This is a genomic window from Ornithinimicrobium murale, assembly GCF_003352835.1.
In the GTDB taxonomy this organism is placed as follows: domain Bacteria; phylum Actinomycetota; class Actinomycetes; order Actinomycetales; family Dermatophilaceae; genus Ornithinicoccus; species Ornithinicoccus muralis.
Map to the genome: position 1 here is coordinate 59,979 of NZ_QLVD01000008.1, position 14,889 is coordinate 74,867.

Sequence of the window (14,889 nt, forward strand, 5' to 3'; positions counted from 1 at the left end):
GCTGTGCCCTTGTGCTGACATCACGACTCCGCTTGTGAGCGGGCGGTCGACACGGCAACTCCGCCATCGGTGGGCCACCGAGGGCTCCAAAAGGGAGATACCCGGACTCGCGGCTACACCAACTGGGTTGATACGGATACGGTGGAGCCCAAAGCGCGATGCCAAGGGGAGATCTACTTGAGTCCACAACTCGGCCATGACCTGAAGTGCGCCACAGACGGTGCGCCACTCCACCAAGTTGACGGGGCCAAGGGATGAGTGACTGGGCACGCTTCTGGGCGGTCGACCTTCACGTCCACACACCAGGTTCCGAAGATGTGAACCCGGACGACTTCGGCAGCGCGCACGACATAGTCAGCGCTGCAGTCGCCGCAGGGCTTGACGCCATAGCAGTCACCGACCACAACACCTCCGCTTGGTGTCAACAGATGGCTGAGGCTGCTAGGGACGCGTCACTCATCGTCCTGCCAGGCGTCGAAATCAGCACCACAGAGGGACACCTCCTTGCGATCTGGGAGGAAAGGACCGACCCCACCATCATTGACGAGGTGCTCGTAAGGCTTGGCATTGGAAGAGTGGATCGCGGGAAGCTCGACATCGCCGCCGAAGTGGGATTCGCTGAAGCAGCCGAGGAAGTTGAGCGCGCGGGTGGTCTTGCAATCGCCGCACATATCGAGAAAGAAAAAGGGCTCCTGCGGCTGGCGGTCAAAGCGCATCTTAAGAAGACTCTTCTCAATACGGCCATACACGCTGCCGAGGTTGTTCACTTGGACTCGACGGACCAAGTAAAGGGAGTGCTCGGCAACGAACGAGACCTAGCTTTCGTCAGATCCTCCGACGCGTGGGATGCGACGAGGAACCGTCACAGCATTGACGGCATTGGTGTTCGACGCACATGGGTCAAGGCAAGTAGGCCAGACCTCATCGGTCTACGCCACGCCCTATCAGACCCCGGCCTGCGCATCTCGCTGGAAGAGCCTCCTGCGGAATCCACGTATTGGCACATTGAGGGCGTGGAGATACTAGGCGGGTTCTTGGGCGGGGAGCGAATTTCCTTCTCGCCGGATCTGAATTGCCTCCTTGGCGGGACCGGCACAGGAAAATCCTTGATTCTCGAAGCGATTCGCTTCGCGCTCGACCAGCAAGTGGATGCCGAAGCGTTCCCAGCAATCCGCCAGGAGATCGACTCGCGCATGACCAAAGCCCTCATGAACGGCAGCACTGTGGTGATCAACGCCATATCTGGCGGACGTCGGTATAAGATCGAACGGACTTTGCGTCTCGGAGACACCGTCGCAGCGCAAGTATATCAACAGACGGGCTCCGACTGGGCCGAAATCGATGCCCAGCCACCACTACTGTTTCCGCTTGCTGCATTTTCGCAGGGTGAGATTCTAGAGTACTCTCGCGAGCCGGTCGGCAGGATGACCCTCGTTGATTCGGCTATCGACTTGACCGCGGTCAATAGTCAGATTGAGACGGCGACCGACTCGCTGCGCGAGAACGCCCGGGCTTTGCTGGGGGCACGGGAACGCGTCCATGCGCTCGGAGTGGAGGCAGAGGCGGAACCGCATCTCACGGAGCAGGTGCGCCAACTCACCGACCTCTTCAGAACCGACGCCGTCAAAGAACAATCCGACTGGACGGTCGAGCACACGACACTGGCGCGGATTAGCGAGAAGCTAGGCGGGTTGCATGCTCCCGACCTCACCCCGCCTGGCCCCGACATTGAAGCGTCCGTCAGCACGAACGAAGACTTATTCACAGATGTCGCCGCCGCCCTAAAGCACTTGAAGACCCGCCTCGACGCTGCACACATGGAGATCTGTGCCGCCCTCGAAGAGGCCTCAACACGTGTATCCGCCGCACGTTCGGACTGGGACGGGCGATTTACGGCCTTCAAGAGCCGGTTGGATGAGGAGCTGGAAAGAGTAGCCCCAGGGTCGTCGCTTGGTTCGCTACGTGCAAGCCTTGAGCACCTGCAACTAAGTCTTAATCGAGCTCAGGCAGCTCAGTCGGAACTAGCCGAGGACGCGCGCCCAATACTGGAACGCCTGCAGGTTGAGCGGGAAGAACTGCTAGGCAACCTGCAGGCCGCTAGGCAGGAGCGACGCAGGCTTCGCCGCGACCGCGTGTCTGAACTCAATGCCAAAGCGGCGGGCTTTGTGAAACTTGATGTCCCTGTCTCTGGCGACCCTACGGAGTTTCGCCGGGCCCTTGACCGCATCAAGGTGGGCTCCAGGGTCCGCGAGGAGATCCTCAACCAACTGGCACTCAGGACGCACCCCGTCAGGTTCGTTCGTAGCATGTGGCGCCAGGCTATTGACGACCTGGTGAACGTCGAGGCGGGCATCGACCTCGGAAACATTGCGAAGTTGTACGCAAATGTGGACGAAAAGGATCTATGGGAAGAACTTCTGGAGATGCAGTGCATTGACAGACCAGATGTACTTACGGTGAAGTTCCGACGCCCAGACGATCAGGCGTACACCCCTATTGAGGAGCTCGCTCATGGGCAACGATGCACGGCCGTGCTAGTAACCCTCTTGGCAGATGGAGATACACCCGTTCTCGTGGACCAGCCCGAAGATGCTTTACACGCGCCCTGGATCGAGGAGTACCTAGTCGATCGGCTCCGCTCACTCCGCGGCACACGTCAGTACATATTCGCGACCCGTAGCCCCGGTATCGTCGTCAGCGGTGACGCCGAGCAAATCATAACGATGCGGGCCACGGCTGGCCACGGCGAGGTCGAAGCCCGCGGCTCACTGGAGCGTCACGAACTCAACAGATTGACTCTGAATCACTTGGAGGGCGGACCAATACCATTCGAGAGAAGGGCTTCTAAACTGTCCGTGTCGGTGCGGCACCCTTAGCCCAAGATGCGCCTCCTTGGGGCGTGCAGAGAATCAGCCGCAGGTGGATCGAGCCGCCCAGGACTCGGTCGGTCCTGATTGGCCGCGGGAATGGGGGGCCACCATAGGGGGCGAGGGGTGATTTGGAACGAGGGACCGAGCCGGTACGCGGAAGCCGGACGTCCCGCAGGTGTCCTTCCGCCGCGTATCGCCCGCTCTGATCTGCTGTTGGTGGGCCACTGTGGCACAGTGTCACCCGCTCTGATCTGCTGTTGGTGGGCCACTGTGGCACAGTGTCACGCCTGCCCGATGCTCCCACATACACCGCGTGCCCAACGCGTTGCCGGTGAGAATCGGCAACCGTCCGCCTATGGTTCCGTTCTGTGTAAAACGACGTTGATGACCGGGTCTCGACTGCTCAGACCCGCGACCCTGATCTTCATCGGTAAGGGACTTCGCATGCGCCCACCCGCGACCTGCTCGATGGGTTGGCCATGACTGCGACGATGGCCGAGCAACCGCCCATGGAGACCGCGAGATCGGAGACGGCTCATGATGATCGACTACAACGTCAGCAACCATTGGTCAGAGAACACACCGGACTGGCTCAAGTCGTTGGTGTCCTCTCTTGATCGACGCCACGGGGTATCTACCGTGCTGCCACTTGTCGTCGTCGCGCGCGAGATCATGCAGTGGATAGAGCTCGCGAGCGGCGTGGATGCCTGGAAGAAGGCCGCCAATCGCGACTCGCTCGAACGCGATATCGAACAGTCGGTATCCAGTATCGGTTCGCACCTGAGGGCGCACATCTCTCCCGACCTCGCTGCCTTCCGAGCAGCTTTCGCTGCGCTCACTTCGAGCGGCAACGCCGTCCTATCTCAGCCACCCGGCATACTCCGGACAGACCCCGCATGGGCAGCCTTGCTGACGGCAGCTGGCGACCTGCTCAGCGCTCTCCATAGCGACGACGCGGTTCGTGCCAACTGGGATGACCTCGTCGAGGTGGCGATGGATCGAACGCTCGATCACCGAGAGTATCGCCCGATCGCGGAGCTGCTCTTCGAGCAGCTGCAGCATCGCGGCGTCGAGGTAGAGGCGACGTGCCGCGGCCTCGTGTCGGTCATGGCCTTCGGGCAAAACCCCGACGCCATTCCACGGGGCGAGCTTGAGACGCCATACTCCGACCGACTCGACAAGGCCCGCGCCTACGTCGGGACACCCGCAACGATCGAGCCAGTTGCGGTCTGGCTCGGGTACAGAGGTCGCGCACACGTTCAACTGACCGCAGGCAGGGTGTCCTTCTTCGAACCACTGTGGGCGGTGCCGAATGCGGAACCCGGCAGGCAGGCGTTCGACCACAAGGAGGAGCTCTGGGAAATCGTTAAGAACGGCATGGCCTTCCGCGTCCCGGAGAAGGCTGACGAGGTGGGGGAGGTCGAGACACTCGTCCGCGTGGATCTCGGCGCGACAACAGCGGCAGGGGCTCTCGAGCGCTCCGCGGCCATCATCGACATCATCTTCAACGTCGCTCTGCACCGCTCAGGCGGTATACGGCCACAACTCGCTGAGTATGTCGTTGTGCGTTCCGGCCAGCCCGTCAGCTCCGGCTTCGGAGTGACCTCGAAGGGGACGGGATTTCCAGACGACACCTATGGCACCCAGATGACATCGGAGGCAATTGAGGCACACGGGCCCCGGATCGCGGACGCCTTGGCACGCGAAGAGCTGCCGCGCTTTCTCGCTGCCGCGATCGAGGTACAAACGATGCTCGATCATCCGTTCAGCCGCGATATGGTGCTCCGCAAGCCCTCGGAAGCGGACCTCAGCAGTGTGGTCCCCCTGTCCGACCGCGTCGTGCAACACGTCGCGGCTCACGCGGCGATGGACCCTAACCACCTCTTCCAGCTGCTTGGCGAGCGCTGGATGCATGCCCGCTGGCTGAGTGACCTCCAGCGAGCCGCAGGCATGTGCCTCCTGGGTCGGGGCGAGCGTCTAGAGCTGCAGGATGAACTTACGGCTGAATGGTTCTCGACTGCACCGAAGCAGCCGTGGATCCTGCTACTCGCGGATCGGGCTGCCGACTTCATCTCACTCTGCCGTGTCGAGCACGAACGTGCCTGGATCGAGCGGTTGTTTGCCAGCATCAGCGATAGCGCAGGGTACAGGTCACTAATCGCGGAATACGAGACGGAAGGCGATATCCTAGAAAGGCGCCGACGTCGCATCCGCAATGCCCTCGTGCATGGCAATCCCGCCACGTTTCCTGCGGTGCAATCCGTGCGTGAATATGCCGACTTCCTCAGTGCCAGCGCTCTGAACCTTGCCCTGGAGTCATACGTGGACAACACCTCCGCCGCGGCGACGCTCGCCACGCCAACTGTCGAGTTCGTGGCACTGACCGGTGGTCAGGACGCCGCGAGCTATTGGCGCGCCAGGATGGCAGCCGGGGCGGCGCGCCCCAGGTGACTCGCGCGGCGGGGCAGGGGCATGACGTTACGATGCGTCTTTTCGCCGCGAGTGGCCGTGGCCCCCAACGCGATTCTGGCGCAGCTACCATCTCTAGAAGGTCAACTTGCCCCCGCGCGTGTGCGTCAAGATCTGCAACAACCGGTATGCAGGCTCGCTGGGTGTGCTGGTGTCTTTCGCTGCGAGGTCCACCAGGTGCTGCAAGCGTTGCGTGTACTCCGCGTTGATCACGAAAGTGACTTCAACACCGCTGGCCATGCTGCTCTCCACGTGCTGGGTGAACCAGGCTGTCGTCTTGCCTACGGGGACATTCGGCGCCCAGAACTCGACATGGGTTACGTGCTCTGGGAAGAGTTTGCGTGCGAAGGTGGCAGCGCGCTCCAATTTGCTGGCGATCTTCTTCGTCATCTGCCCGAAGTCGGCGCCATAGCCGAGACCTGCGATGTGAGTGGCGACCTCACAGAGCCAGACCTCGGGCACGTCGCCGCCCCGCACGCCGATGACATCGATCTCGCCTTGCGCCTCGGTGCGCTCGTTGTAGAGGACCATGTCGCACTTCTTTGCGTATCGAAGGTAAGCGCCCACAAGGCTCTCGCCCATCTCAATCATGAAGCTCCTCAGTAGGGATGTGTGGTCTCAGCCCGGCACGCCCGCCGGTGGACGCTCACCAGAGATGAGGTGCAGCGTAGCGAGGACCGTCTGAGCCCGCTCAAATCTGAGCAACGCGCGCGGCACCCTGCGATGCACGGGCAGGTGACGCTTACCTCCGGGAATCGTGCGTCCTACCGCCGCGTTCCGCCCGCTACGGGCCAGCAAGAAATTCGGATCCTTAAGCGACCTAGACGGGTGGCGGCGGAGGGTTGTGGCATACCGGATCCGCCGATGTACGCACAACATGAGGAGAGAGCTGGCCGTAGGGGATGACCGTGGGCAGGCTGACCCAGCTCATCTTGGAGTGCCACGACGCCGAGCGACTGGCCCGGTTCTGGCAGGAGGTCTTGACCTCCCAGAGCCTGAAGGTGATTCCGAGTGGATGACTCTCCGCTGGGAGCCCGTCGGCCGCTTCTCCTTTCATCGCGTGGCTGGCTACCGACCGCCAGTCTGGCCAGGGGAGCACGGAGAGCAGCAGGCGCACTTCGATCTTCTCGTCGACGACCTGCATGCGGCCGCCATTGCGGTTGAGAACGCGGGCGCCCGCCCACTGGCCGACGTCTTGGATCCTGGTCCCAAGGCATGGCGGATCTATGCCGACCCCGCGGGGCACCCCTTCTGCCTCGTATCCGTGCCCGAGTAGTCTGCACTGTCATGCCGCAACCAGCCAGCCGGTAGGTGGCTTATGGAAGCGAACGTTGGGGCCGCTGGCGGGACGGATCTGGTTTGTCGCAGAGCTCCGGATTGAGAAGGTTGGGTGGGGTTCTCTACGCGGCGCTCACGCGGGAGGCCGTCTGGTCGTGACGATGAAGGCGGACACTATCGATTGCTCTGGAGCATGGGGCCGACGCGTCGGAGCCAGGTGCTCACCTCGTCGGTGGCCTGGGCTGCCTCTTCGCCTTGCACCGCCAGCCCTTCGCCGATCGTCGCGGCCGGCGCGAGGGTTGCGTACTCCTGCGCGACTCGGCCCATGCCGCTGACGGCGTAGGTGACGAAGGGCAGGATTGTCTTGCCGCGCAGGTCCCACTGGTCGAGCAGGGTGTGCATGATCATCGGGGCGCCTACGTTCCAGACCGGGCTGCCGAGCAGCACGACGTCGTATCCCTCCAGCGCAGGAGGTGGGCTCGCAAGTGCGGGTCGGGCGTCCTGCTGCTGCTCTCGCCTGTTGCGTTCGACAGTGTCGTCGTAGCTGAAGGGGTACGGCTCGGCTGCCTCCACCTGGTAGGTGTCGGTTTGGAGGCGGTCTGCGATGAGCCGGGCGACCACCTCGGTGTTGCCGACCTCGAGGTTGCGTCGACCGCCGTAGTGGTAGTTCTCACCGGGCCGGGAAAAGTACGCCAGCAGTGTCCGAGGGTTGCGGTCGGACCCTGGGGCCGGGGTTGTGGCGGCCTGTGGTTGCTCACCTGGGGGCGTCGACGACGGTGGTGGTGAGCACCCGGCCGTGGCGGCCAGGCCCAGGGCACCGACGTGCTGCAGGACGGTGCGCCGGGTCAGCCCCGGCGGGGGGGGTGGTGGGTCTCGGTTCGTGGGTCATCGGTCGATGTGGCGCTGCAACTGCTCGGGGTACCGGTCGCCGTGGATCGGGACGGCCGCGGCGGCCCGACCGAGGTCGTCCAGCTCCTGGGTGGTGAGGGTCAGCTCGCCGGCCGCGAGGTTCTCCGTGAGGCGGTGCACCTTGGTGGTGCCCGGGATGGGCACGATCCAGGGCTTCTGCGCCAGGAGCCACGCTAGGGCGACCTGGGCTGGCGTTGCGCACGTCCGGGCCGCGACGGTGCTCAGCAGGTCCACCAGCGTCTGGTTCGCCTGGCGCGCCTGGGCGTCGAACCGTGGAAGTGTGCCGCGCAGGTCGTCGTCGGCGAAGGTGGTGCTGGTGTCGATAGTGCCGGTGAGGAAGCCCTTGCCGAGCGGGCTGAACGGGACGAACCCGATGCCGAGCTCCTCCAGGACCGGCAGGATCTGGCTCTCTGGTTCGCGCCACCACAGCGAGTACTCGCTCTGCAGCGCGGTGACGGGCTGCACCGCGTGCGCGCGGCGGATGGTGTCCGCGCCGGCCTCGGACAGTCCGAAGTGCGCGACCTTGCCGGCGGGGATGAGCTCACCGACGGTGCCGGCGACGTCTTCGATCGGCACGCCCGGGTCGACCCGGTGCTGGTAGAGCAGGTCGACCCGGTCGGTCCCCAACCGTTGCAAGGAGGCGTCCAAGGCCTGCCGGATGTGCTCGGGCCGGCTGTCCAGGCCGCCCTGCGCGCCTTCGATCGCGAACCCGAACTTGGTGGCGATGACCACGTCGTCGCGAACCGGTGCCAGGGCACGACCGACGAGCTCTTCGTTGACGTAGGGCCCGTACACCTCGGCGGTGTCGAAGAACGTCACGCCCTGCTCGACGGCGGCGCGGATCAGGGTGAGCCCGTCGTGCTCGTCGACGGCCGGGCCGTACCCGTGGCTCAGCCCCATGCAGCCCAGCCCGAGCGCGGAGACCTCCAGGTCGCTGCGGCCCAGCACGCGGGTGTCCATGCTCACGCCGGCCCGTTCTCGGCGCGGCTGTTGAGCCAACTCACCATCGCCGGGTCGCGGTGGTCGAAGAACAGCGAGGTGCCGGTGTCCAGGGAGGCGATCTGACCCATCTGGGCGTCGGTGAGCTCGAAGTCGAAGATGTCGAGGTTCTGGGCCATGCGTTCGGGGCGGACCGACTTGGGGATGACCACGACCTGGCGCTGGGTGAGCCAGCGCAGCACGACCTGCGCGACCGACCTGCCGTGCTCCTGACCGATCGCGGCGAGCGTGGGGTTGGTGAACAGGTCGTTCTTGCCCTCGGCGAACGGCCCCCAGGACTCGATCTGCACACCGTGCTGGGCCATCAGCTCCTGGTCGGCGAACCGGGCATGGAAGGGGTGGGTCTCGACCTGGTCCACGGCCGGGGTGATCTCGTTGCGCTCGATGAGGTCGACGAGCCGGTCGCCGTGGAAGTTCGACACCCCGATCGCCTTGATGACGCCCTCGCGGTGCAGCTGCTCCATCGCCCGCCAGGCGCTGTAGTAGTCCCCGAACGGCTGGTGGATCAGGTACAGGTCCAGGTGGTCCAGGCCCAGGCGCTGGGCCGAGACGTCGAAGGCGCGCTTGACGACCTCCTCCCCGGGACTGGCCTGGATCCACAGCTTCGTGGTCACGAACAGTTCCTCGCGCGGCACGCCACTGGCCCGGATCGCGGCACCGACGGCCTCCTCGTTGCCGTAGGAGGAGGCCGTGTCCAGGTGCCGGTAACCAGCGGCCAGGGCCTGCTCGACCACCTCCTGGGTCTGCTCGGCCGGGATCTGGAAGACGCCGAAGCCGATGATCGGCATCAGCACGCCGTTGTTCAGGGTGACGCTCGGAACGGGGATCGAGATGGTCATGGGTTGCCCTTTCATGGTGGTGTGCACCCAGCACACACGAAATCACCCCGGTGTGGGAGTCGCTGCCTATACAGGTATTGCCAGCACCTCCCAACAACCCGGCCCGTGGCCTACCGTCGAGGGTATGGACGCCCGTGCCGAGATCCGTGACTTCCTCACCTCCCGCCGTGCCCGGATCACACCCCAGCAAGCCGGGCTACCCGAGTACGGAGGGCACCGACGCGTGCCCGGCCTGCGACGCAGCGAGCTCGCCACCCTGGCCGGGATCTCGGTGGAATACCTCACCCAGCTCGAACGGGGCAACCTCGCCGGCGCCTCCGAGACGGTGCTCGATGCCCTCGCACGGGCGCTGCAGCTCGACGAGGCAGAACGTATCCACCTGTTCGACCTCGCCCGCGCGGCCAGCACCCCCCGGCGAGGTGCGGGGCGCGGCCGGGCCACGCACGTACGTCCCAGCATCCAACGGATCCTCGACACCCTCAACACCCCGGCCTACGCCCGCACCGGACGCGGCGACATCGTCGCCGTCAACACCCTGTGCACCGCGTTGTACGGAGACATCCTGCGCCCCGAGAGCCTGCCCATGAACGTCGCGCGATTCGTCTTCCTCGACCCACGCTCACAAGAGTTTTTCCTCGACTGGGACACCGTCGCCGACGACACCGCCGCCGCCCTACGCATCCAGGCCGGACAGACCCCCACCGACCGCCAGCTCAGCGACCTCATCGGAGAGCTCGCCACCCGCAGCGACGCCTTCGCCACCCGCTGGGCCAAGCACAACGTCCGCCTGCACCGCACCGCAACCAAACGGCTGCACAACCCCACCGTCGGTGACCTCGAGCTCACGGGCGACGCACTGCAGCTCCCCGGCGAAGACCTCACCCTGATCATCTACACCGCCACCGCCAACAGCCCCGCCCAGGAAAAACTCGACTTCCTCACCCGCTGGACCGGTCAACAGGCACCCCCAAGCACTACTGCCGAGACGCCCACCAGCCGCACGACCGACACCTGAACCGCCCTGCCAGTCGCACCCAATCACGAATGCGGCGTCCGAAACATCCGGCTCTGCCGCGGCGAAGACGGGCGGGGTGATGGGGATCCCGTCAAGATGGGTTGAAGTCAGGTGGCCCGAGGAGCTGTTTCGCGCGCGAACCGATCCGCCCACAGTTTCCACTGCCACAACGTGAGCGCCACGAAGCTCCCCGTGCCGGCAAACGCCACCGCCTTCCTGTGCTGGTAACTGGCCACCATGGCGCCCACGAGCGATGCCGTGGCTGCGCCCGTCAGGGCCAGGACCGTGGGCTCAGACGTGGGATCCCGAGTCCAGGACTCCTCGCCGAGGATGGCCCGTGTCGCAAACGAGGACGTGTCGTGAGCCGGCGGCGTCATCACCGGGTTGACCGCGAACCAGGCGCCGATCGGAACGTACAACCACCAGCGCCGCGTCCACAGGGGAACCAGCAGCAGAGGCGCGCTCAGCAACCGCGACCAGGCGCTGACGGGATGAGCGTGCCGCCGGAAAATGCGCGCGTAGAAACCATGCTCGGAAGCCACAACTCCAGCCTGACACGTGGTCATCGCGACGGCCACCAATGCACACGACTCTGCCGCGAGTCGCTCCCCCGCAAGCGGTGGTCGGGTGAACAGGCAGGCGGTTAGGTGCCGCTTCCTTGCTCGAGGCCCGCGCTAGCCGTTCGACGAGATCGTCCGGGATCGGTTTGCGCGGCGTGAAGGTAATGCCGGTCTTTGTCGCCTTGAGGCCGGCGGACGCGATCTCCCCTGCGTACCCAGAGATCGCGCCTGGGAGGCAATACAGCCCGCACTTCCTGCTGAAAGCGCGTAGCTCGCGATGACCGAGTCGCCGATCCTGAACCCCGGCATGTTCTAAGCCACGACCTCTTCAGCTTCCGGCAGGGCTCAGGCTAGTAGCGCGCGCAGCCGTTCCAGCGTCGGTTGGAAGGCCTCGGGCGCCGCGGCAATGTAGGCGTCGTGATCGGCTACCTGTGTCATGGCTGCGTCTCCCTAGATTATTCGCCTGGTCCCGCTGGACCCAATTCTGCACCAGCCACGCCCGGTCCCGCCGCGGCTCAGCGGCCCACCCTCCACTCCGCACACCCGACTTTGCCGCGGGTCGCTCGTTCGATCAGTCGCCCAGGGGCGCGTCATACCGCCGCCTATGACCGTGTGGCCGACCTGGGACGACGCGGTTCCGACGCGCTCTAGTGGGGCGCATGTTCTCTGGCTACGCTGGCAATCCGTGGGCTCGAGGCGCATGCCAAGTGGCCGAGTGTCAGAGGGAGTGGCATGACCGAATGGATCGTCCGCAGGTGGGCTCGGTACGGCCATGAGCGGATCTATGCGGAGACTCCTGGTGGGACCGCTCTTGGTTACCTAGACGTCAAGACTGGACGGTTTCACGCGGACGACTTGTCTAACCTGCCTCTCCTTGAGAAGGCGATCGGTGATCACCCAGCAATCCACCAGGTGGGCGCCATCGATGGCGCACCGCCAGTGGTCCCTGAGCCAACCCACGAGGCACCGATTGTGGCGCCGACTGCGAAGCTGACCCAGCCGGTGACAACTCCAGCCTGGAACGACATCAGTGTGAACGCAGCCGGTGCCGCCGCCCGTGCTCGGGCTGACGCTGAGCGTGAAGCGCAGGGGTGGTTACGGCACAGCCTGGCTCGCGTGCTGGGCGCCAGAACGGAGGAACGTGCCTGGCGTATAGGCTCTGAGGGCGAGAAGGCTGTGGCGGCCCAACTCGCCAAGCTCGGACCAGGGTGGCGCTTCCTTCACGCGGTGCCGGTCGGCGAACGCGGCTCCGACATTGACCACGTCGCGATAGGTCCGGCCGGAGTTTTCACAGTGAATGCCAAGCATCATCCCGATGCCTCGATCTGGGTCGGTGGAGACGCCTTTCTGGTCAACGGGCGGCGGGTGCCCTACGTCCGCAACAGTCGCCATGAAGCTCACCGCGCCTCCAGGCTGTTGACAGAACAGGCAGGCTTTCCAGTCGAGGTGACCGGCGTCCTTGCGGTGATGGGGGCGCGAAAGGGATTCACCGTCAAGAAGCAACCGGAGGACGGTCGCGTCGTTGTCGTCATGCGAAGGCGCATCAGCCAGCACTTGCGAGCGCTCCCGGTCCGTCTCGGCTCCCGGGAAGTGGAAGCGATCTTCGAGGTCGCTAAGCGGTCGACCACGTGGCGTCAGTAGATGACCACTCACACCATGGTCGATGGCGCACGGCCATGATTCAGGACCGTTGGTCGGGGAAGGGCCGAGGCGGCTCGGAGTGGGAACTCACCCGAACGGGAGACGGCTTCGACCTTCGCCAGGACACCGTGACTGTGCAGATCCCCGCCAGGGAAGCAGCGCGCATCGTTGTGGAGCGGCGATGGTGGCGCACTCGCGTGACCATCACCGGAGCGGGCGTGAATGGTCGCGAGCAGTTGGGAGGTCTCACTAAGCGGCAGGGCCAGGCATTGACGAGCACCATCAACGACGCGCTGCTCCAGGCCTTGGAGATGTGGCGGGACGGGGTGGACGGCACGATCGCGGATGCTCGACGCGATCTGGTCTGGATCACGGGGGAGACCATTGCTGCATTGATGGCAGGTCGGCCGGATGACACGGCAGTCGACCTGACGGCACGATGCAGCGATCTGGCGCGTTATGACGCGCACATTGTGCGGTCCAGGCTAGACGTCGCCAACGAGAAGATCGCCGCAGCGTCGATCGCCACATATCGGACATTCTTCGACAAGGTGGAAGCGAGTCCTCTCACCGAGGAGCAGGCGCAGGCAGTCGTCGCCTATGACAACCGAGTCCAGGTCATCGCAGCCGCCGGTTCCGGGAAGACATCGGTCATGGTCGCCCGCGCCGCCTACGCGGTGAAGCGAGGTCTCGCTCGCCCAGACCAAATCCTCTTGTTGGCGTTCAACGTCGATGCCACTGCGGAGCTGCAGGCGCGAATCTCGGAGCGGTTCGCGGCAGCCTCGTTGCCCTCTGAAGGGCTGAAGGTCAGCACGTTCCACGCGTTTGGTCTGAGTGTCATCGGACAGGCAACTGGTCGCAAGCCGACGATTGCACCGTGGGTCGTCAACGGTCAGGACCTCGCGGTGCTGGCTCAGATCGTCGACGACCTTCGCAAGCAGGACGCCGCCTTTGGGCTGGACTGGGACATCTTCAGACTGTTGTTTGCCCGTGCGGGGAATGACTTCTCCCAGGAGCTCGTGCCGGACGCCTGGGATGCGGCGCAGCGGGTGGCCGGACTCAAGACCTACCGTGGCGACATCGTGCGTAGCCATGGTGAACGGCTCATTGCCGACTGGCTTTTCCTGCACGGCGTCGCCTACGACTACGAGCGCCCCTACGTGCACGACACCGTTGATCAAGACCACAGCCAATACCGGCCCGACTTCTTCTACCCCCACATCGACACCTGGCATGAGCACTGGGGAGTGGACGCCCACGGCAAGCCACCACCTACCTGGACAGGCTACGAGGCGAGCATGGCCTGGAAACGCCAAGTCCATCAGGAGCATGGCACGCAGTTGCTCGAGACGACCTGGGCTGGTGTCATGGCCGGCACGGACTTATCAAAACTTGGTGACGAGCTTCGCAAGCGAGGGGTCGCCCTGAAGTGGGACCCAGAACGGATCACGAGGAGCTCCGTCAAGCCGGTCACGGATGCGGACCTGCTCCGCCTAATCCGTGTGTTCATGACGCACGTGAAGTCCAACGACCTTTCGCGCGCTGACATCGACCACCGGCTGAAGCAGGACGGCGCTGGCACCCAGCGCGCACAGCGGTTCGTGCAGCTGTACTGGCGGATCCATGACGCGTGGCAAGAACGTCTAGCGTCCGCAGGCTGTGTGGACTTCGAAGATTTGCTGCTCGAGGCCACCGCGCACCTCGAAGCGGGGCGATACACCAGCCCCTACACCCTGGTCATGGTCGATGAGTTCCAGGACGTCAGCCGGGCCAGAGCCAGGCTGACGAAGAGTCTGCTCCGAGGCAGCAGCCGACACCTGTTGGCGGTCGGCGATGACTGGCAGTCGATCAACCGTTTCGCCGGGGCTGACCTCAGCGTGATGACTGGCCTCCACGACTACTTCGGGCCTGGCCCCACGCTGAGACTGACCACAACGTTCCGGAATCATCCCGCTGTCGCCGAGACCGCAGCGCGTTTCATCACCAAGAACCCGGTCCAACTGTTCAAGCAGGTGTTCTCCGCGCACCCTCACGTGCTCAGCCCAAGCGCACACGAGGGAGTTCAGGTTCGCTGGGTGTCCAGCACGGCCGAGGTTCCCGCCGCCATCACCGAGTTCCTGGCCGACGTGGACCATAGTGTTCGCGCCGGAGCTGTGAGTGCAGGTCGTGGCGGCCGCATTGCGGTGGACGTCTTAGCCTCGATCCACCGATGATCTTGGTCGTGTGAGCGTGCCGTAACAGAGAGATGCCCTGCCGTGCTGGGAGATTGGGACTTGCGACAGCTCCAACTCACCCGATCGGTAGGGCAT

The 14,889-nt window shown here is 64.5% G+C and carries 11 protein-coding genes; 6 read left to right on the top strand and 5 right to left on the bottom strand.

Going from position 1 to position 14,889, the window contains the following annotated elements; translation table 11 throughout:
* Positions 1–254: 254 nt before the first annotated feature.
* The gene (locus tag DPQ65_RS03070) at positions 255–2,876 is read left to right on the top strand and encodes an AAA family ATPase (protein WP_114905917.1); all 2,622 of its coding nucleotides are present in this window, start codon (positions 255–257) and stop codon (positions 2,874–2,876) included.
* A gap of 531 nt (positions 2,877–3,407) precedes the next feature.
* On the top strand, positions 3,408–5,321 hold the full coding sequence (locus tag DPQ65_RS03075) for a hypothetical protein (protein ID WP_114905918.1): 1,914 nt from the start codon (positions 3,408–3,410) through the stop codon (positions 5,319–5,321).
* Positions 5,322–5,414: 93 nt separating this feature from the next.
* Here the strand turns inward: DPQ65_RS03075 and DPQ65_RS15480 are convergent, their stop codons facing one another.
* A complete protein-coding gene (locus DPQ65_RS15480; RefSeq protein WP_162801989.1) occupies positions 5,415–5,930 on the bottom strand; it encodes a hypothetical protein in 516 nt (171 codons plus the stop codon).
* Positions 5,931–6,354: 424 nt separating this feature from the next.
* On the opposite strand from DPQ65_RS15480, the gene DPQ65_RS03085 reads away from it, so the two are divergent.
* Positions 6,355–6,615, top strand: coding sequence for a VOC family protein (locus DPQ65_RS03085; RefSeq protein ID WP_238146650.1), 261 nt, complete (start codon positions 6,355–6,357; stop codon positions 6,613–6,615).
* A 176-nt stretch (positions 6,616–6,791) separates the two neighbouring features.
* Here the strand turns inward: DPQ65_RS03085 and DPQ65_RS03090 are convergent, their stop codons facing one another.
* The 3 genes from DPQ65_RS03090 to DPQ65_RS03100 form a co-directional block, all read right to left on the bottom strand.
* Positions 6,792–7,238 carry a flavodoxin gene (locus DPQ65_RS03090; RefSeq protein ID WP_238146651.1) on the bottom strand — a complete coding sequence of 149 codons (447 nt, stop codon included), beginning with the start codon at positions 7,236–7,238 and terminating at the stop codon, positions 6,792–6,794.
* A 264-nt stretch (positions 7,239–7,502) separates the two neighbouring features.
* Positions 7,503–8,486 (bottom strand): aldo/keto reductase, encoded by a 984-nt coding sequence (locus tag DPQ65_RS03095; RefSeq protein ID WP_114905921.1) that lies wholly within the window; start codon positions 8,484–8,486, stop codon positions 7,503–7,505.
* A gap of 2 nt (positions 8,487–8,488) precedes the next feature.
* Positions 8,489–9,364, bottom strand: coding sequence for an aldo/keto reductase (locus DPQ65_RS03100; protein WP_114905922.1), 876 nt, complete (start codon positions 9,362–9,364; stop codon positions 8,489–8,491).
* Positions 9,365–9,488: 124 nt separating this feature from the next.
* Between DPQ65_RS03100 and DPQ65_RS03105 the strand changes: the two genes are divergently transcribed.
* Complete coding sequence (locus DPQ65_RS03105) at positions 9,489–10,379, top strand: helix-turn-helix domain-containing protein (RefSeq protein ID WP_114905923.1); 891 nt, start codon at positions 9,489–9,491, stop codon at positions 10,377–10,379.
* A 107-nt stretch (positions 10,380–10,486) separates the two neighbouring features.
* On the opposite strand, the gene DPQ65_RS15485 is transcribed toward DPQ65_RS03105, so the two are convergent.
* Positions 10,487–10,921, bottom strand: a complete 435-nt coding sequence (locus DPQ65_RS15485; RefSeq protein WP_162801982.1) for a DUF6653 family protein — start codon at positions 10,919–10,921, stop codon at positions 10,487–10,489.
* A 750-nt stretch (positions 10,922–11,671) separates the two neighbouring features.
* Here DPQ65_RS15485 and DPQ65_RS03115 point away from each other — a divergent pair.
* Both DPQ65_RS03115 and DPQ65_RS03120 read left to right on the top strand, forming a co-directional pair.
* Positions 11,672–12,580 (top strand): nuclease-related domain-containing protein, encoded by a 909-nt coding sequence (locus DPQ65_RS03115; RefSeq protein WP_114905924.1) that lies wholly within the window; start codon positions 11,672–11,674, stop codon positions 12,578–12,580.
* 35 nt (positions 12,581–12,615) lie between these two features.
* Positions 12,616–14,793 carry a UvrD-helicase domain-containing protein gene (locus tag DPQ65_RS03120; protein WP_114905925.1) on the top strand — a complete coding sequence of 726 codons (2,178 nt, stop codon included), beginning with the start codon at positions 12,616–12,618 and terminating at the stop codon, positions 14,791–14,793.
* Positions 14,794–14,889: the final 96 nt, after the last annotated feature.